Genomic DNA, 19,626 nt, shown 5'->3' with positions numbered 1-19,626 from the left:
GCGGTCGGCGTGCGCCTGGGCGACGCGGTTATCGACGATGTCGTCGACGTCATCGCCGAGGGGGCCGAATCCCTCGTCTTCGGTGCCGAGCACCAGATCGGTGAGGCGAATGGCGTCAATGCTCTGGTCCGTGCGTGCGGCACCTCGATCGTCAGCGTGGGCATTGCGGCCATCGCGTCGATCATGGCAGTGTCAGGAGCAGGGACTCCCGCAACATCGGTCGCGGCATTCGCAGCGATCAACGTCATCGCGGGAATCGGAGGGCTGGTCACGGTCGTCTGCGGGTCTGGCCCACGGAGAGGTCCGCCTGCAGAAATGAGGGAGGAGAGAATGGTCCGAGTCGTCGACACACACGCGCACGTCTACCCCAGTGAACATCTCGACGCCATCGAAGCTCTGGGCGTCGACCCGGCGAGCACGAAGATCGCCCGCGGGATGCATGCGGATGCGACCACAGCCGACATGACCGCGAGACTCGAATGGATGGACAGGGCCGGTGTCGACGCTCAAGTTCTGTCGGTCATGCCACAAGGAGCTTTCGGTTCCGACGCCGAGGCGGTCGCTGGGGCGGCAGCGTCAGTCAATGACATCTATGCACGGCTGATAGAGGAGTACCCCGGACGCTTCTTCGCCTACGCCCACCTGCCTCTGCCACACGTGGCAGAATCGATCGCCGAAATACGTCGGATACTTGAGGTGCCCAGTTTCCTCGGGGCCTCGGTGCCCACGGTGTTCCCCAACGGCACTGCGCTGTCGGAACCGGGCCTCGACGAGATCTGGGCCGAGCTCGACCTGCAGGAAACCGTTGTCAACATTCACCCGACCGGTCAGGCCGCATGTTCGTCGCTCATTGCCGACGCCGGCCTGGCGTGGGTGAACGGGGCTCCCGTCGAGGACGCCACAGCAGTTCTGCACCTGCTCAAGGCCGATGTGCCGCGAAGGTTTCCGCGCATCCGCTTCCACATCGCCCACCTCGGCGGCGATCTCGCGGTCCTGTTCCAGCGTCTCGAAGACAATTTTGAGGACTGGGGTGCCTTCGCCTCTTCGCCCCAGGCGGCGCTGCGGTCGATGTGGTTCGATGCGGCGAACTTCTACGAACCCGCACTGCGCTCGGCACTTGAAGCCTATGGTCGCGACAAGGTCATGGCAGGCTCCGACCATCCCTACTTCCAAAACGAGAAGTACGTGCGCGCCTTCGACTATGTCCGCAACGCTGCGATCGATGGGAAAGCCGTCGATGCGATCCTCGGCGGCAACGCCGCCGAACTCTATCGGTGGTGAGGACATGACGCGCCCGAAACAGATGAAAGCCGCCTATATCAAGGCCACAGGCGGGGTCGGGAACATCCGTGTAGGCGACCTGCCCGTGCCTGAACCGGGTGCCACCGAAGTGCTCATACGGATGGAGGCCAGCGAGGTCAACCACGTCGACCTCTTCGTCCGCTCCGGCGCCTTCCCCACTGCACTGACCTTCCCGTTCGTTATCGGCCGCGACCTCGTCGGCACCGTCGTCTCCGTCGGAGAGGCGATCGACGAGTTCAGAGTCGGCGATCGTGTGTGGTCGAACAGTCTCGGCCACGGTAGTCGACAGGGTTCGTTCGCCGAATTCGTCACCGCCCCTGCCGATCGTGTGTACCGACTGCCCGAAGGCATCGACCCCGCCGAGGCTGCCCCTGTCCTCCACTCAGCCGGAACCGCTCACATCGGCTTGGTCAGAGAGGCCCGGCTGCGACCGGGAGAGATCATTGTTGTCGGCTCGGCCAGCGGGGCAGTGGGCACAGCGATCGTCGAGCTCGCCGCGACGATGGGTGCCCGCGTCATCGCCGGCGCCTCGACCGGTGACGAAGCATGGGTGGCCGAGCGTGGTGCCGACATCGTCATCGACAAACATGCCGCTGACTTCTATGACCAGGTCGGGCGTGCCGCCCCGGACGGTGTCGACGTGTGGTGGGACCCCAACGGGGACGACGATTTCGACAAGACCGTTCCCCTCCTCGCCCACGGCGCGCGGGTGGTCGTCATAGCTGGGATGCAGTCCTCGCCGAAGGTGCCCATCGGCCAGATCTACACCCGCGACGCCAGCGTGCTCGGGTTCGCGATCAGCAACGCCTCGGCCTCTGACCTCGCCGAGGCGGCCCAGGCGATCAACCACATGCTTGCTGCCCGACGTCTGAAGGCCCGGATCGGTGCGAGTTTCCACCTCGCCGAGGCGGCCGAAGCTCATCGAATGCTCGAGGCCGGGGGAGTGCGCGGCCGGATACTCATCCTTCCCTGACCAGCGTCGCCAGCCGCCAGCAGCGTGCTCGTGACCAATGCTCCGGTCGCGCCGCATGGGGAGTATTGACTCTACGCCATCTCTATCAGGTTCGGTCACCGCCGACTGGCGGGGAGAACGGCGACGGAACTACTGCCTCCCCTTACCGGTCGGCACCACCATGGCCGGTCCCCGCGCGCGGACGCCTGCACTCCGCGCCTCCGCGGCGAATTCTTCGAGCAGGATATCCGCCGCCGGGATGGTGAAGAAAGCAACCATAGCCTCACCGTACGCGAACGGCTCTCATCGAGGGCACCGACACCGAGGTTGCCGATCCCGACGACTGCCTGCAGGCAACGACGGGAACCGTGACGCGAAGTTCGCGACCTGGTTGCGGCGGTCGAAGGCTGTGCCGCTCCGGGAACCGCTGTCGGAAGCGCTGAGCCGGTCGGCCTTTGCACGAGGCACCGCTGCCGTCCATTACCCCTGTTGTGATCAGGTGTGCGGGTTTAGCGTGGGAATCGCGAACCCGTTCCGGCGCTGGCGTCTCAGGAAGGAAGTGGCACCCATGACAGGGGAACACACGGCATCGGCTCAGTCACGTGATCGCACTCCGTGGACTGCACCGCAGCGACGAGCGCTGTTCGCCGGTGTCGGCAGTTGGACTCTGGACGGCCTCGACTACTTCATCCTCGTCTTCGTCCTCACCGATGTTGCCAACGGCCTGAAGTCTACGGTGACGACTGCCTCGTTGGCCATCACGCTCACCCTGCTGCTCCGGCCCATCGGCGCGATCGTCTTCGGTGCATTGGCGGAGAAGTTCGGGCGCAAGCACATCCTCGCACTCAACATCGTGCTGTATTCGGTCATCGAGCTCATCAGTGCCCTGTCGCCGACGATTGCCTTCTTCCTCGTCACGCGCATCTTCTACGGCATCATGATGGGTGGAATCTGGGGTGTGGCCTCGGCACTGACGATGGAGACCGTGCCGGATCGATCCCGCGGTTGGGTGTCCGGTGTCTTCCAGGCCGGGTACCCGGCCGGATATCTGATCGCGGCGATTCTCTACGGTCTCCTCGGCGAGGCGATCGGCTGGCGGGGTCTGTTCGCGCTCGGAGGGCTGCCGATACTCCTCGCCGTCTACATGTGGATCTTCGTCAAAGAGTCTCCGGTCTGGCTGGATAGAGGCACCTCGAAGGACTCGAAGCCGCGCTACCTTGAGACTTTCAAGCAGTCGTGGAAGATCATCGTCTTCGCCATCGTCCTCATGGCGGCGTTCAACTTCTTCTCCCATGGCACGCAGGACATGTATCCGACATTCCTCAAGGAACAGCACGGATTCGGCAACGGAGTGGAATCTCTCATCGCCATCTTCTACAACATCGCAGCGATTCTCGGGGGAATCCTTGCGGGAACGCTGTCACAGAAGTTCGGCCGACGCTGGGTCATGATCGTTATGTCGCTGCTCGTCCTTCCTGCGATTCCTCTGTGGGCATACAGTCATACGGCGGTCATGCTCGGCCTCGGCGCGTTCATCGTCCAGTTCATGGTCCAAGGTGCCTGGGGTGTCATACCGGCTTACCTCAACGAGCTCATGCCGCTGGGCGCTCGGGCGATGCTGACCGGCTTCGTCTACCAGGTGGGCAACGTCATCGCTTCCCCGAACTCCACTCTGCAGGCCAGCTGGGCTGAGCACCTGGGAGGCAACTTCTCCTTGCCGATGTCGGTCATAGCCGGCAGTGTCGCCGTCATCATCGCCGTCCTCGTCTTCTTCGGAAAGGAGACTCGGGACACGAACATCGAAGGCAATACCTAGAAGTATTCGTCAATACCGGGCCGAGCCCATGTCCGCTTCACAAATAGGCAGGTGTTCCTTTTCGAGACAATGCAGGGGTGAAGCTCGGCACGGTTATTCAGCCTTCAAAGCGATCCTTCTCCACCCGCCGTCGACCTACTCCGCGGCAAACCGCCCAAAGTACGCCAGCGCCTCGAACGAATCCACAGCATCCGGATTCGCCACACGATCCAGGCCGTAGCCCTGAATCAGCCGCTTCACCGGGACTTCGAGCTTCTTGCCCGTGCGTGTGTGGGGGATCGCGGGCACTGCAATGATGTCATCAGGCACATGCCGCGGCGACGCCTTCTCACGCAGCTCCCCAGCAATCCGCTCCCGCAAAGAAGAATCAAGCGAGACCCCCGATGCCAACACCACGAATAGCGGCATCCAGTACTCGCCGTCGGGCTGCTCGGCGCCGATGACCAGGGATTCGGCCACCTCGGGGATGCCGTCGACGACGTCGTAGATGTCGGCGCTGCCCAGGCGCACGCCCTGCCGGTTGAGGGTGGCGTCCGAGCGGCCGGAGATGATGACGCTGCCGTGGTCGGTGATGGTGATCCAGTCGCCGTGGCGCCAGACTCCGGGGAACATCGAGAAGTATGTGTCGCGGTAGCGCTCACCGTCGGGATCGTTCCAGAACTTCACCGGCATCGACGGCATCGGTGCGGTGATGACCATCTCCCCGACCTCGCCGACCAACGGCTGACCAGTATCGTCCCAGGACTCCAATGCCACACCGAGGATGGGTCGTGAGAGTTCCCCGGCCCAGATCGGACAGTTCGGTGCGGATCCGGCGAAGCCGCTGACGACGTCCGTGCCGCCACTCGTCGACGCCAGTTGCACGCGCTCGCCGACGGCATCGCGCACCCACGGGAAGCAGTGGGCGGGCACCGGGGCACCTGTGGCGCCGATCGTCCGCAGCGCGGAGAGGTCGAACTCTTTGCCGGGTTCAAGCCCGGCCTTCATCCCGGCGAGGAAGATCCCGGGACTGACCCCGAGCACGTTGGCTTTCGTGTCCGCGGCGATCTCCCACAGCCGGCCCGGCCCCGGATAGAGGGGACTGCCGTCGAAGCACACCGTGGTCGCACCGCCCACCAGCGCCGAGGCGACGAGGTTCCACATCATCCAGTTCGTGTTCGTGTACCAGAAGAACCGGTCACCCGGCCGGATGTCGAGGTGGAGACCCAGCAGCCGCAGGTGATCGATGACGACCCCGCCGTGGCTGTGCACGATCCCCTTGGGTATCCCCGTCGTGCCCGAGGAGTACAGCACCCACAGCGGGGTATCGAAATCGACGCGCGCGAACTCGGGCTCAGTGTCCCCGGAGGCGATATCGTCCCAGGTGGTGAGGCTCGTGAGCTGGCGCTGTTCATCGATGAATTCCTCGCCGAGGTTGCCCACCCCGACCACGGCCCGCAGGCTCGGCATCCGGTTGGCGAGATCCGCGACCTGATCGCGGCGGTCGAAGGCCTGACCGTTCCACAGGTAGCCGTCGGCGGCGAAGAGCACGGTCGGTTCGAGCTGGCCGAGTTTCGTCGCGGCGCCTTCGGCGGCGTAGTCCTGGGCGCAGGCGGACCAGATAGCACCGACTGAGGCCGAGGCGAGGAAGGCGATGAGGCTGTGGTGGGTGTCCGGCAGGTAGCCGACGACGCGGTCGCCTTCTCCGACTCCTTGGTCGCGCAGCCAGGCGGCGACGGATCCGACCTGGCGACGCAGTTCGCGCCAGGTGGTCTCGGTGCGTTCACCGGCTTCTTTGATCGTGATGATGGCGGGCTCGTCGGCGAGCTTGTCGTCGAGGCCGGTCCGCAGGGCGTGTTCGGCGTAGTTGAGGCGGGTGCCGGGGAACCAGTCGGCGCCGGGCATAGACCGATCGGCGAGGACTTCGGTGTAGGGCTCGTCGGCGATGACGTCGAAGAAGTCCCAGACCGCACCCCAGAACCCGTCGAGGTCGTTCACCGACCATTGCCACAGATCGTCAAAGTCGGTCATCGTCTGGCCGGTGCGCTGGTTGGCAAATTCGGTGAAGTCGGCGATCTGCGGTCTCGGGGTCTGGTCGGACTCGGGGTGCCAGATCGGTTCAGCGGTCAAGTCGTCTCCTCAGCACTTCGGTGGGCAGCGGCGGACAGGGGCCTCAGTAGGTTGAATGAGGTGTACTCATTCTGCAGTCGAGGCGTCGAGTCCACTTTACGCTTTCGGGTTCTGCTGAACCGACGAGCTCGCTCTCATTGGGTGACTTCGTGTATTGCCGATACATCCTACGAACTGCACGCCGGCAATTGTGTTTCGACTTTCGTCACGTGAATAGCGTCACGAGATGTAGAGGAGAGGCGATCATGGTCGAATCGGATGCTGTTGTCTCGCCGGCCGAGGACATTGCCGAGTCCGGCAAACTGGCGGCCGTCGTGGATTTCCTTGCACACAAGCAGCGCCGCGAAGACGGAGCTTTAGATCGTTACTACTTGACCGGACTTGACGGGATCGACAGGGTCGAGTTGACGGAAGAACTGTTCGACGTGCTGAAACGGGCCGCAGAAGGGCTTCGTCAAGGACAATCGGCAAGTCTGCTCCGCCGCGATCAGGAGATTACCACCCAGCAGGCGGCGATTGGCAGAAGTCGATGCTCTGCTTATCGACGGCCTGACCGAGTAGCCGAAGACGTCGTACGGGCCGCAACCCGAGTGCGCTCAAATCCAACATTCCATCCTCACACCCCACGCGTATCGTGGTCGATCTCATGCGTCAGCAGGGTCCGATTGCGGCGGTTGAGCTCGGTGTGGCCGACCAGCAACAGGACGAATCAGCACCGCGCAGAGACCGCAGGTTCCGAGGGCCGTACCGGGCTCACCGAACATGCCGTGAACGAATTGAAGCAATCCGCGAGACCGTCATCGTCATTCTGACATCAGAGCCAACGGTGGCTGGGCTATGGTCACCGGTACCATCCGTAGGCGTACCGGATCTCGGGCTCAAGTATCATTGGGACATGATGACAAGCTGGATGCCTGGAGGTCTTCAGGGATTGAGAGGTTGCGAGACAGTTGACCTCTGACTGGAATCGTGATGGAAAAGCCGCTCGTAAGTTTCTGCTCGTGACCGAAGTGAATATGCCAGCAATGCGTGTCGTCTCCGTCAGCTACGGAGCACCTTATAAATGAACATCGAGATCTTCATGCCTCTGCGGCGGGCCATCTGGCGCACACGCCGGTTCATTGCTCGAGCAGTTATGCCTCGCCAAGCAGCAGAGACAGTGAAAGGGCGACTGTCATTCCAGCCATCGGACTCGCTTGCGATTAGAACCCAAGCAGGAGAACTTTGGGCTTCAGGCGATGTCGGGCAGTCGTTGGATCTGCTCCGACGACATCTGTTGAAACAACCGTGGGACAGCTTGCTGTGGATGTCCTATGGTTATCGACTCCAGTCTTTGGGCAGATATTCCGAGGCATATGAGTGCTTCATCAACGCTGTCGAGATCGATCCGGGGAATTTCGGTGCGCTTGAGCACTTCCTGGAGATGGCGGTGTCTCGGAATGAGACGCACCGAGTGAATCGAGTTCTTTCACGCCTTCCGTCGGCGTTAGCCGATCGTCAGCACCGGCATCTGGATTCCCTGTACTTTTCGATTCCTTATGAGATCTCCGAAGCGGTGGCAGTCGTAGCCGAGGGCGGGTCGGCCATTGCAGAAGCCGTTGTTGAACTCCAGCAAGGAGGAAAAGTCACCGCCGAATTGAGCGACGCCGATTCACGGCTGGCAATTGCGGTCTTCAACCTTTGCAACGACGATCGACCAGGTGCGGTGCAATCCATCAGCAGACTCGAACCAGATCAACTCCCTCTGTTGGGCATTCGACTCGCAATTCGACAAGCGATGAGGGAATCAGACCCGAACGCGAGTTTGCTGCTTGAGGAATATCTTCGAGCCAGTCCGAATGACAGGTGGGCCCAGCAGCAACTGGAGCGAATGGAGCATAGCTCGAGCCTTAACATGTCGGATTCCTCCCATTACCTGTTGAAGACGGGATTTCCGTTTCCGCCGGAACGGATGACGCCTGCTGCAACCGCAGATCGAGCCCAAATCGTCTACGCAGTGCACAACTCACTGCCGTACCACTCGGCGGGCTACTCCACCCGCACTCATGGCCTGCTGTCGGCCCTGCGCGATCAGGGCTGGCGAGTTGATGGAGTTTCACGTCTTGGCTATCCGATGGACCTCCAAGGGTTCAAGACGTTATCAAACTTGCCCGAATCGACCTACGTCGAAGGTGTTCCCTACCACCGGCTCGGGACACGGTCGGGTCAAATTCCCAAACGGCCGATTGTTCCGTATATCCAGCGTTACACAGAAGAGCTGGCTGCGTTCGCTCAAGATCGTCGGGCAACCCTGGTCCACGGCGCGTCGAATCACCTCAACGGATTGGCTGCCGTGTCTGCTGCGCGACGACTCGGACTCCCCTCGATCTATGAGGTCCGTGGCCTGTGGGAGGTCACTCGTGCCTCACGTGATCCGATGTGGGCTGCGAGTATGGAATATCGTCTGGCTGCCGAGCTCGAAACAGAGGCTGCTACTGCTGCTTCAATGGTCATCGCCTTGACCGACGCTCTGAAAGCGGAGCTCGTCAACCGAGGGGTCGATGCTGAGAAGATCTCTGTCGTGCCCAACGGGGTGGACACCTCCCGCTTCAGACCGATGACTCGAGACTCATCCTTGGCGCGAGAGTTGGGCATCGGCAGCGAAACCGTCATCGGCTATGTGGGCTCAATCGTCGATTATGAAGGTCTCGGATTACTCGTCGAGGCGGTCGCCAGATTATCGGAGGAACGGAGCGACTTCGTCGTTCTGATCGTTGGAGACGGTGCTGAGTATGAGAATCTGAAGATGCAGGTCCGTCTTCTCGACATCGACAAATTCTTCCGATTTGTTGGACGTGTGCCCCATAGCCAGGTCGAGAGATATTACTCGATTGTGGATATCACGCCTTTCCCCAGACTGTCCGTACCCGTTTGCGAAATGGTCTCGCCGCTGAAGCCGTTCGAAGCAATGGCCATGGGAAAGGTGGTTGTCGCGTCCGATGTGGCGGCGATGGGCGAAATCGTGTCGGACGGAACCACAGGTATTCTCCATCGGAAGAACGACGCTTCTTCGTTGGCCGACTCCCTCCGCCGCGTGATGGACGACGATCGTCTTCGTACAGATCTGTCGGAGAAGGCACGTTCGTGGGTGGAGGCCGAGCGACGATGGGATGTCCTGGGCGCGAGAGTCGGACGAATCTATGAATCGCTGGGTGGACTGCGAACACGATAAGCCACCAAGCCGACACATCGTTGGAGCTCTCCGTTGAAGAGCGATGATCGGTGCCAGTATTTGTTTTGCGAGTAATGACCGGCTGAGGAATCGAAGATGATGGGAGCAACAGTGGGCATTGGAATGAACCGGCCTGTTCGCCGACGAGTAGTGGGGCTGACAGTGCTGATGTCAGTTGGTGCTCTTGCAGTGCTGCTGTGCTACGTCATCGCGATCGCAACAGGTCTGATGATCTTTCACCTGCTGGCTGCGGGCCTCGGGGCACTGGGGATTCTGGCCCTGGGTTGGCTCGCGATTCGTGCATCAGACAGGGCTGTTGAACGCAACGACCGCATTGCCAGCAGACTTAACAACCTGACAGCGGAATCCGGTGAACTCAAAGCTGAGATCCAAGAGCTGCAGAGGTCCCTTGCCGGTGAGCAGCTGCGAATGAAGGAGCGTACGCAGCTGTTGCACAAAGACATGCAGATTCTGCGTCGCCGTGCTCCCGCAGGGTTCTTGGACCGGTTTGAAAGTGACTTGGCCGGCCTCAATGACGGAGTGCAGAAGACTCTTCGCGTTGCATTCGAATCGGCTATCCAGCTCGGTCGACAACCTCATGAGGCGATTTCGGATGAGCAGGCGGAAATGCTCTTCAACGACTACCTCGCAGAAGGCAAACTGTTGCAGCTGAGACCCTTGATCGAGGAATTCGATCTACTCGGTTCGCAAAGTCTGACGACGCTGCGCCACTTGTACAAGTACTTCCGAAGTGTCGGGTACTGGGAGCTCGCACTGCTCGTTATGAGTACCGTCTGCAACAAGACTGGTCGGGTTTCGGATCTGCAGGCGCAGGAGAAGCTGCGTTGCGAGATCGAAGTTTTCACGCAACCGAAGGCTACATACGCTGAGCTGCCTGCGGGAAATGCTTTTGACTCGACAGGACCGATTCTGCACGTAGTAGGACGCGTACTGCCGGTGACTCAGACCGGTTATACCCTGAGGACGCAGTACACTGCCATGGCTCAGATACGCAAGGGGCTTCGCGTCGCGATCGTTGCGCAGTCTGGTGTCGATGAGACGTATGGCGACCACGGCGGTGAGTACACCTTCCAAGGCGTCAACTACCATATATTGCCCGGCCCGCGACGGAACGAAGTTCATTTGGACGATTGGCTTCGCCAGAATATCGAGGCTCTCGGATCGCTGGTCCGAGGCCTGCGACCAAGCGTGCTTCACGCTCAATCTGACTTCTTCAATGCGCTCATCGTCACTGCCGTCGGCCGCCAATACGGAATACCGACTGTCTACGAAGCCCGCGGCTTCTGGGAGGAGTCGTGGCTCTCTCGGACGATCTCCGCCAACGGGTGGGACGATGGCTGTGACCGACTGTTTGCGATGTACGGTGCCCCGGCGGCATATCGGCTGAGACGACGTTCGGAAGAGAGCGTTCGCATGCTGCCCGATCATGTTTTCACCCTTGCAGAAGTGATGCGTGATCACATCATCGACTCGTCCGGTGGCAGCATTCGAAGCGACAAGGTCAGTGTGGTCCCCAATGCCGTCGAGGCCACCAACTTCCCCGTTCAAGCCCGTGACGAGAACTTGGCAGCCGAGATAGGACTGCACCACGATGCGATCACCATCGGCTATATTTCGTCGATGGTGGAATACGAAGGCATCGACACGCTGATCGATGCCTACACTGCGGTATCGAAATCGACGGCGAAGCCGCTGTGTTTGCTTCTGGTCGGTGATGGTGATCATCTTGAGGAATTGAAGAAGCACGCCCAGGCTGGCAATGCCGAGAACATTGTATTCACGGGACGTGTTCCGCACGAGGACGTGCTGCGCTTCTACGGGTTGATCGATGTCTTCGTCGTGCCGAGAAAGAAGAGCACTGTGACGGATCTGGTGACCCCGTTGAAGCCTTTCGAAGCATTCTCCACCGGCCGAGCAGTTGTACTCTCCGATGTGACGGCACTTCGGGAGATCGCCGAACAGTCCGGAGCCGCGGAAACATTTCGTGCTGGATCCTCAGACGACCTTGCTTGCGTACTGATCTCATTGATCAACGATGAGGACCATCGTCGGTTCCTCGGGAATCGGGCTCAGCGATGGGTGCGCAATCACCGTTCATGGGACGCCAACGTCAATGAATACTATCGCGTCTACAAGGCTTTGGGTTTCACCGGATCTGTGCGACCTGTGATCGATGCGGAGCTGTATCTCGAGGACATGGGCGCGAACCCGGGAGAGATTGTCGAAGAACTCAATGCGTCTGAATTGCCTTCTCTTTTCGGCTGGTTCAGTATCCAGGAGATTAGGCAGTCAGCGGCAGGAATCGTTGAACCCGGCTGGAAATTCTCAAGCTTCGCTCCCGTCAAGGTAGCGACTTTGAGTGATTGGTCATCGTTCGGCAGAGAGCATCGTTCCTGGGGATTCCACCTGCACGCCTGGGAATTCATGGATCCTCTGCTTCGTGAATACGATGAGACCGGTGACCAGAAATGGTTGACAACTGCTGTCGAAATCGCGATTTCCTGGCTGGAGCTTCACCGTGATGCGGGATACGAGGACCCGATGGCCTGGTATGACATGTCGCAGGCTCTTCGTATGCCACGTTTGATCGCCCTCGCGCTGAGAGCATCGCGTCTACCTCATCTCAAGGACGAAACAGCAGTTCTTTCATTCGGGATCGCATGGCATTTTGTCGAACTGCACAAGGAACGGGCTTTCAACCCCAACAACAATCATGGTTTCTACACCGCGGTGTCTCAAGCTCATGCTGCGAAATACGCTTGGATGTTCCCCGGCGCCGACGAAGCGAGGAAGGAAGGTCAGGAACGACTGGCGAAGATGGCGAACTCGCAGTTTGCGGTCGATGGTGTTCATCTAGAACATTCGCCGGATTATCATCGCATGTTGCTGTCTTCGTTCGAGAAGGCAGTCAAAGACGGGTTGCTTGAGGACGCCGAGATTCAGAATCGGGTGCGACGTGCGGCACATGTGCTGGGATGGATGGTTCAGCCCGACGGTGCGCTGGTGCAGTTCGGAGACTCCCCGGAGACTATGATTGTCGATGCGGAAGCCGACTCGATCGATCCTGCGACGGCGTATGTCCTCAGTGGCGGTCGGAGAGGGACGGGCCCCTCAGAGGAGCTCGCGGTGTTCCAAGAAGGCGGTTACGCTTTCGTCCGTTCTCCGCAGCCATCAGCCGACCAGTCGCTCGAAGAATGCAGCTATCTCGCATTTGCCGCGGCCTTCCATTCGCGCGCCCATAAGCATGCCGACGACCTCAACGTCGTCTGGTTCGATGCGGGGCATCAGATCCTGACGGATGCAGGGCGCTTCGGCTACGGCGAATTGCTGCCTGCCGATTCACCGTTGCGCCGCGAGGGTTTCTACTATTCGTCGCCGGAGCGACAGTATGTCGAAGGCACAATGGCGCACAACACCCTGATGATGGATGGAGCCAATCAAGAACGTCGAACGAGAGAACCGTTCGGCGGCGCAATTGGTCTGTGCACTCATGATGGCAGCGTGTTTGACCTGTCAGGCCGCGTTCAACATTCGGACTATGCTCACCGTCGACGGTTGGTGTTCAAACCGGGCAGCGAGCTGCTCATAAAGGACTCGATATTCTCTCAGGCGGCTGAGGAGAGAGAAGCCATTTTGTGGTTCAACGTGCCTGGTGAGTTCGAATTGAGCTCTGCGGACGAAACTGTCGAATTCGAACTGCGGGATGAGAAAGGTGCCCTGACTTTGACTGTCGAAGGTCCCGGTCGTTTGGTAGATCCGGTTCTCGGTCAGACGGAACCGCTTCGCGGATGGAGATCCCGAAAAGATCGAGAACTTGAGCCGGTATGGTCGCTCGGCTTCGCATTTCCGATTGAGACTCGGGCCTCCGTCGACACGGTACTGCGCCTCCGGAGGTAAGCGGACAGTCTATGGGAGCGAGTCCGAGTCTCAGAGACGAACGACCGTTGGGCAACCTCGCTGGGCCCTGCAGACCTCAGCTCCGGGAGAAATAGTTCCGCTCCCATGTTGACCTGAACTTCGGCCCGTAGATCGGTCTGTTGTATTTGTTCAGCGACACGGACGAGTTCGGGAAGTTCTTCTCGATGGAATAGGTGAGAGCATTCTGGTCGAGCATCCAACTCGATTTCGCAGCGAGACCATAGGATATGTAGTCCTGCAGGTCGGACAGAAAATCCGTGTTCAGCACAGAACTGTTGAGAGGAATGTTCCCAGCAAGATGCCGTCGCCATGGCGAAAGATAGGTGAGCCCGACGCTCTCGGGAGCGGCGACCCGAAGATTCCTGACCCGTGAGAAGAATTTCGTCGGATCCTCTGTGAACATAAGATCCGCGTCCATGCTGTAGACCTGGGGATATTCTTTCAGCAGACGTTCGACGGCATAGAAGCGTGCACACGCATAGAACGTCTTCTGTTGGTTGGCGAAGTCTGGAACAGGAATGCGAAAGTAGCCGACGTTCTCGGGCATTCCCGACTTGTTCAGAGTTGAGAGAGCCTCGGCATACATCTCACCGTCGGAGATCAGTTGTTCTGCCGAGTCCTGGTCGCAGCAGATCAGGAAATTGAAATCAATATGAGGCAGCTGCTGGGCATAGTAATAGATCAGCCAGCTGTAGATGCGAAAGAAGTTGGGGTCGACAGATACGAGAATGCCCAGCTCATTGCCCGTCTGACTGACTGTGATCTCGTGAATGCTCTCTTGGACTGATCGTGTGCGTGCCGAAGTCTGGGGAGAGACGACTTGACCATGAGAATAGTAGGTCAGCGCACCCACATCGGTGTAGAAGTACGAAATCAGGTCATTGTCATCCTTTTGCCCGATCAAAGAGAAGTAGTCCGCGGCTGCAGATCGATCAATTAAGCTGAAGATCTTGCCTAGAAGATTCAGAGCCGCAATCTGCGAAGGGGCAGACTCGAAGTTCGATGCAAAGCCATCGATTCGGGAAACGAGCGTCTTCAACGAAGTGGCGTCCGGCTCCGCGACGAAATCTTCGAGACCATTGGAAAGGGCCACTTCGAGCAATTTGATGGTGGAGATGAAATACGTGAAATGATCGTCGTCTATGTGGGCCTCGATTCCAGCGAAATACGACGTCCATTCTCTTACAAGCTGTGCGTTCGGTCGTGTCGCCAGCCTCTCTCCGAGGCGGCCCAGGATCTTCTTGAGTGAAAGATGAAATCGGCCAGGTGAAGATCTGATTGCAGTGAGAAGTTCAGCTCGAGAGACGTCAGCAACAGAGTCGGCGCTTCGTGAGAGATCGGCGAACATCCTGGTGGAATCGAATACCTTGGCATACCCGCCGATGTCTGTCCAGCGGCGATCGACTCTGCGTTGGAGTTTGTACTTTTCCGGTGTTTCACCGCTCAGCGCCGATTCGATGGAGCTGAGATTGACCTCGGCAAAAGAGAAGTCATCTGCCGTACGAAAGCACACACGTTCGGCTCTTGCAGAAGTCGCCTCTTCCAACACAGTCTGTGCATCAATGAAGTAGGACACTACTCTTCCAATCGTCGGTGGTTGTTCCCTCGCCGCTCATCCAACGCCATGGCCCGAGCGATAATCGCCTCTGGAGCGGAGCGACGTCAAACTTGCGGTAAAAGTATATCTGGACCTCAGTTCCCGCTCTTCCGAATCCGGCATTCGGGCCAGAAAGAGACTCATAGGTCAATTCCACACGCCACGGGTGTCGTGGACGATCTTCTGCGTGAGCAGGGTCTGATCGAGCCGCGTGAACTCGGTGTGGTCGACCAGCAGGAGCACGATGTCGGCCGCGCGGACGGCCTCGTTCACCTCGGCGAGCGTGACATTGTCCAGAGCCTCGAGCTCATCGGGCAGTGCATCGATATTCGGTTCGACGGCCATGATGGTCGCCTGCGGGAGTTCCTCGGCCAGCTGGCCGACGATCCGGCGGGCAGGGCTCTCGCGCAGGTCATCGATGTTCGGTTTGAAAGCCAAACCCAAGGCCGCGATCCGCACGTCCTGGATTCGCCGCGCCTGGGGGAGAAGTTTGTCGATCACATACCCGGGTTTGGCATCGTTGACCTCGCGTGCGGTCCTGATCAGGGAGGACTGCTGCGGCGCGGTCGCGACGATGAACCAAGGGTCAACTGCAATGCAGTGCCCGCCGACGCCCGGACCCGGTTGCAGGATATTCACACGCGGATGATGGTTCGCGAGCCGGATGAGCTCCCACACGTTGATGTCGAGGCCATCGGCGATCATCGACAGCTCATTGGCAAAGGCGATGTTGACGTCGCGATAGGCGTTCTCGGTCAGTTTCGCCATCTCTGCCGTCCGCGCATCGGTCATGAGGAACTCGCCCTCGCAGAACAGCTCGTACAGAGCCCGTGCCCGGTCTCCGGCGTTGCCGTTGAGCGTGCCGACGATGCGGTCGTTCGTGCGCAACTCGATCATGATCCGACCCGGCAGAACCCTCTCCGGGCAGTGGGCGAAGTAGACCGTCTGTGCGCTGCCGGGTTTGAGCGTGAGATCCGGACGTTCCCTGATGACCGTGTCTGCCAGGAACTCCGTGGCCCCGGGAGGCGAGGTCGATTCCAAGATGATGAGCTCGTTGCCCTCGAGCAACGGCGCAATCTGCTTGCCAGCGATTTCGATGAAGGACAGGTCCGGTTCGTGTCCGTCTTTGAATGGGGTGGGCACCGCGACGATATAGTTCTCAGCGTGCGGGGTATCTGTTGTGGCGCGGAGGTAGCCCTGCGAGACGACACCCGCCACCGTCGTCGCCATGTCCGGTTCGACGAACGGAACTTGGCCGGCGTTGATAGTGTTCACAGCATCGGCGTTGACATCGACTCCGACCACCTCCGCTCCGGAGCTGGCTAAGACGGCTGCGGTCGGAAGGCCGATGTAACCGAGGCCGATGACGGCGACAGACGGGCGTTGCGCGGTGGCAGTGGGCGGCATATGAGTGGTGCTCCAAACTCTGGCTGAACAACTATTGATGTTACCCGAGTGGCGGCTCAGGAGATCTCACGTGAACAAAAGATGACCAGGCATACCATTGGTGTAAGCGCCAATACCAAATGTGAGAAACGTGCCCGCCGCGGTGAGAGCCCGATTCTCCCTATTAGGAGTTCGTCCGTGACACCCACAGTCCTGACCGTCTTCGGCACCCGTCCGGAAGCCATCAAAGTGGCACCTCTCATCCGCGGCATCGAAGCCAGCGACAATCTCCGCTTCCGCACACTCGTCACTGCCCAGCACCGGGAGATGCTCGACCAGGTCAACGACCTCTTCGGAATCGTCCCCGACTTCGACCTGAACATCATGGCCGCCGGACAGACTCTGAACGGGATCGCCTCCCGTGTCATCGGCGAACTCGATGCCATCCTCGCCGAGGTGGCCCCGGACGCCGTGCTCGTCCAAGGCGACACCACCACGGTCATGGCTGCCGCGATCGCCGCATTCAACCGCGGCATTCCCGTCATTCACCTCGAGGCGGGCCTGCGGTCGGGCAATATCGCCAGTCCGTTCCCTGAGGAGGCGAACCGGAAACTCACGAGTCAGGTTTCGAGCCTCCATCTCGCTCCGACCTCGCGCTCACGGGACAATTTGCTCGCCGAAGGGATCAACCCGACCGATGTCGTCGTGACCGGCAACACCGTCATCGATGCCCTGCACATTGCCGTCGACATGCAGGTACAACCGTCTGACCCGGAAGTTGCCGACTACGTGACCACAGACCGGCCGAAGCTGTTGGTGACCACCCACAGGAGGGAGAATCTCGGTTCGGCGATGGAGAGCATCGGAGACGCGCTGGCAGAACTCGCTGCTGCCCGCCCTGAGCTCCTCATCCTCCTCCCGGCCCACCGCAACCCTCTGGTTCGCGAAGCCGTGCTGCCCAGAGTCGCCGAGTTCGACAATGTGCTGGTCACCGAACCTCTGTCGTATGGCGAGTTCACCACGGTCATGGCCGCGTCCGATGTGGTCCTCACAGACTCAGGCGGCATCCAGGAGGAAGCCCCGAGCCTCGGCAAACCCGTGCTCGTCATGCGCGAGAACACCGAACGCCCCGAGGCAGTCACAGCTGGTTCCGTCGCACTGGTCGGCACTGAGCGGTCAGCCATCGTCGCCGAGGTGTCTCGCCTCTTCGACGACGACCGGGGCTACGAATCGATGGCTCGGGCGGTCAACCCCTACGGTGACGGTCGGGCTGCAGATCGCTCCGTCGCCGCCATCGAGGCGCTTCTCGCCGTCGGCGAACGCATCGACGATTTCACGCCCGAGCGCTCGCCCTGGCACAGCGCTCAGAAGCAGTAGTGCTCCGGGGCGAATCCGAAGGCGTGGACGTCTCCGTTGGCCAGCAGGTGACTGTCCTCGACGGCCCACGTGTGGACATGGTCGCCTCTGACCTGGACGAAGTTGAACCGGTCGGCCGAGTAGATCCGGGCACCTGAGTAGACGAGGCGCTGCTGCAGTTCCGTGTCCTCTCCCAGCGTGCGTTCGGCGAAGGGGTTGTCGAGCAGCGTCGTGCGTCGCGCCATCAGGGTCGGCCCCATGACGAGGTCGGTGAAACGGTGCTCGCGTTCGGGAAAGCGGCAGATGACGATATCGGCACCGCGCATGTACAGATAATGGGCCTGCTTGCCGACGAGTTCGGCGTCCGAGTACCGCAGAGCAGCGAGCTGGTCACCGAGGTAGTGGGCACCGTAGATGTCATCATCGTCCATCTTCGCGACGACCTCCCCCGAGGCCGCTTCGACTCCCCTGTTGAGGCATGTGCCCAGGGGCTCGTCGGCGTCGACCTCGACGATCTCAAAATGATCGATCCCGAGGTTCGCGGCCCGCGCACGCAGGTCACTGGGTGCCTCGAATCCGTGGGCCACCAACACGAGCTCCTTATCCGCGTGCAACTGGGTGGCGTGGGTCCGCAGAACCTCGCCGAGATGGCCGGGCCGATTCGTCGACACCACCGCGGACACTGTGGTGGGAAACGGCTGGGCATGGTCGATCCCCAACGACTCCATCACCGTCATCGCCCGGTGCGTGTAGGTGTGCTCGGCCCAGATACGTCGCTGGGCCAGGTGGACGCTGCGGTCTCTCAGCTCAGGGCTGCGCACATAGGCGCGCAGAACCCATTGGGCCTCTTCGGCCGTCTCCGGCTGAGGAACCTCGTCGGTGGGGAAGAACTCTTTGGTCGCCGCGCTGGCAGTGGTGACGACGGGTGTGCCGGCGGCGCTGATCTCGAAGATCCTGCGGGCGCACATGCTGGGGGAGTCGGTGACGGAGTTGACGTTGAGGAAGACCTTGTAATGCTTGTAGGCCGTGAGCAGATTGCGATACGGCAGGGAACCGACCACCCGCTTCGCCAGCGTACCGGGGAACTGGTAGCGCTCGTCATTGCCGAGGAAGCGCGAGAAGATCTCCAATCCATGCCGCATTCGAGGCGACACCGCGTCTGCGGCGCCGAGCAGCAGATCCATCTGCTCCCTGCGCTCAGGGTACTTGTGGGCGAAGTACATGCCGGCGAACGCGATGTCCCGGGCCGCGACGTTCTTCGCCGGTCGGGACGGATTGTGAATTGCCGGCTGGGCTGCGAAAGGCAGAGCCGCGACACGGTCATGACCCAAGCGGGACCGGTACTCGGGCACCAGCCTGACATCGCTGGTGAACACGACGTTGCAGAGTTCGGCCAGGGGCAGGAAGTCCTCGAAGTGCGGCGGATCCTCCTTGTTCCAGAACACCGTCGGAATGCCCCGTCGACGGCAGGCGCTGAGCAGCTCGGTGACCTCGGGGCTGGGACCGGACGGACCCGTGAGCTTGAACTTCCAGACCCCGTCGTTTCCGTTCCACGCCGATTCGATGAAGACGAAATCGAGACCGTCGAGTTCGTCCGACCAGTCCGTGAACGACAGAGGACGAAGCGACCACTCATAGCCGAAGCTCTCGGTGGAGAACTCATCGAGGATGACTCCGACCTCGAGGTCGGAGAACACCGGCCTTCTCTGTGGCAGAGGCAAGGCGGGAAACATCTCGGCGAGCACCTCGGCGGAGAGACTGCCGGTGGCGACCTCGGCGGGAGTCTCAGCAGTGCCCTGAGTGATCGAGCGGCGACGCTGCCACTTCGCCATCTGCGAGAAGCCGCCCTTGCGCAGGTGCCACAGGGCGGTTCTCATGGTGCGAAGCGGTGTCTGGGGCACGTGGGTGAATCCTCTCAACGGCGGCCGGGTCACGGAACGGGGAAGCGAACCGCAGAA

11 protein-coding genes are annotated in these 19,626 nt (G+C 60.5%); 7 read left to right on the top strand and 4 right to left on the bottom strand.

All coding sequences use genetic code 11. The features are described 5' to 3' along the window. Positions 1 to 9: 9 nt before the first annotated feature. The 3 genes from GUY37_RS16420 to GUY37_RS16410 all read left to right on the top strand — a co-directional run bounded on the left by GUY37_RS16420 (position 10) and on the right by GUY37_RS16410 (position 4,070). Entirely contained in the window at positions 10 to 1,281 is a 1,272-nt protein-coding gene (locus GUY37_RS16420) for an amidohydrolase family protein (RefSeq protein ID WP_208094704.1), read from the top strand. Between the two features lie 4 nt (positions 1,282 to 1,285). Beyond that, entirely contained in the window at positions 1,286 to 2,275 is a 990-nt protein-coding gene (locus GUY37_RS16415; RefSeq protein ID WP_166827798.1) for an NADPH:quinone reductase, read from the top strand. Between the two features lie 547 nt (positions 2,276 to 2,822). Next, positions 2,823 to 4,070, top strand: a complete 1,248-nt coding sequence (locus GUY37_RS16410; RefSeq protein WP_166827795.1) for an MFS transporter — start codon at positions 2,823 to 2,825, stop codon at positions 4,068 to 4,070. A 135-nt stretch (positions 4,071 to 4,205) separates the two neighbouring features. On the opposite strand, the gene GUY37_RS16405 is transcribed toward GUY37_RS16410, so the two are convergent. After that, positions 4,206 to 6,179, bottom strand: coding sequence for an acetoacetate--CoA ligase (locus tag GUY37_RS16405; RefSeq protein WP_166827792.1), 1,974 nt, complete (start codon positions 6,177 to 6,179; stop codon positions 4,206 to 4,208). 245 nt (positions 6,180 to 6,424) lie between these two features. On the opposite strand from GUY37_RS16405, the gene GUY37_RS16400 reads away from it, so the two are divergent. From GUY37_RS16400 to GUY37_RS16390, 3 genes are all read left to right on the top strand, one after another. After that, positions 6,425 to 6,991 (top strand): hypothetical protein, encoded by a 567-nt coding sequence (locus GUY37_RS16400; RefSeq protein ID WP_166827789.1) that lies wholly within the window; start codon positions 6,425 to 6,427, stop codon positions 6,989 to 6,991. Between the two features lie 251 nt (positions 6,992 to 7,242). Beyond that, entirely contained in the window at positions 7,243 to 9,390 is a 2,148-nt protein-coding gene (locus GUY37_RS16395) for a glycosyltransferase (protein WP_166827786.1), read from the top strand. Between the two features lie 96 nt (positions 9,391 to 9,486). Then, positions 9,487 to 13,308, top strand: a complete 3,822-nt coding sequence (locus GUY37_RS16390; protein ID WP_166827783.1) for a glycosyltransferase — start codon at positions 9,487 to 9,489, stop codon at positions 13,306 to 13,308. 76 nt (positions 13,309 to 13,384) lie between these two features. Here GUY37_RS16390 and GUY37_RS16385 read toward each other — a convergent pair whose 3' ends face one another. Both GUY37_RS16385 and wecC read right to left on the bottom strand, forming a co-directional pair. Then, positions 13,385 to 14,905: a hypothetical protein gene (locus GUY37_RS16385; protein WP_166827780.1), complete on the bottom strand. Its 1,521-nt coding sequence runs from the start codon at positions 14,903 to 14,905 to the stop codon at positions 13,385 to 13,387. A 168-nt stretch (positions 14,906 to 15,073) separates the two neighbouring features. Next, entirely contained in the window at positions 15,074 to 16,333 is a 1,260-nt protein-coding gene (gene wecC / locus GUY37_RS16380) for a UDP-N-acetyl-D-mannosamine dehydrogenase (protein ID WP_166827778.1), read from the bottom strand. A 177-nt stretch (positions 16,334 to 16,510) separates the two neighbouring features. Between wecC and wecB the strand changes: the two genes are divergently transcribed. Then, on the top strand, positions 16,511 to 17,689 hold the full coding sequence (wecB, locus tag GUY37_RS16375) for a non-hydrolyzing UDP-N-acetylglucosamine 2-epimerase (RefSeq protein WP_228278223.1): 1,179 nt from the start codon (positions 16,511 to 16,513) through the stop codon (positions 17,687 to 17,689). On the opposite strand, the gene GUY37_RS16370 is transcribed toward wecB, so the two are convergent. Beyond that, a complete protein-coding gene (locus GUY37_RS16370; RefSeq protein ID WP_228278222.1) occupies positions 17,677 to 19,545 on the bottom strand; it encodes a glycosyltransferase family protein in 1,869 nt (622 codons plus the stop codon). The two genes, wecB and GUY37_RS16370, sit on opposite strands and share 13 nt — an antisense overlap. Positions 19,546 to 19,626: the final 81 nt, after the last annotated feature.

Origin of the sequence: Brevibacterium limosum (genome assembly GCF_011617705.1) — a bacterium.
Taxonomy (GTDB): Bacteria; Actinomycetota; Actinomycetes; order Actinomycetales; family Brevibacteriaceae; genus Brevibacterium; species Brevibacterium limosum.
This window is presented reverse-complemented; position numbering and strand designations above follow the sequence as displayed.

Bases quoted from the DNA above. Each gene is read 5' to 3' on its own strand.
- GUY37_RS16370 (WP_228278222.1), bottom strand. From the start codon at position 19,545: ATGAGAACCGCCCTGTGGCACCTGCGCAAGGGCGGCTTCTCGCAGATG.
- wecC (WP_166827778.1), bottom strand. From the start codon at position 16,333: ATGCCGCCCACTGCCACCGCGCAACGCCCGTCTGTCGCCGTCATCGGC.
- GUY37_RS16400 (WP_166827789.1), top strand. From the start codon at position 6,425: ATGGTCGAATCGGATGCTGTTGTCTCGCCGGCCGAGGACATTGCCGAG.
- GUY37_RS16390 (WP_166827783.1), top strand. From the start codon at position 9,487: ATGATGGGAGCAACAGTGGGCATTGGAATGAACCGGCCTGTTCGCCGA.
- GUY37_RS16415 (WP_166827798.1), top strand. From the start codon at position 1,286: ATGACGCGCCCGAAACAGATGAAAGCCGCCTATATCAAGGCCACAGGC.
- GUY37_RS16395 (WP_166827786.1), top strand. From the start codon at position 7,243: ATGAACATCGAGATCTTCATGCCTCTGCGGCGGGCCATCTGGCGCACA.
- GUY37_RS16410 (WP_166827795.1), top strand. From the start codon at position 2,823: ATGACAGGGGAACACACGGCATCGGCTCAGTCACGTGATCGCACTCCG.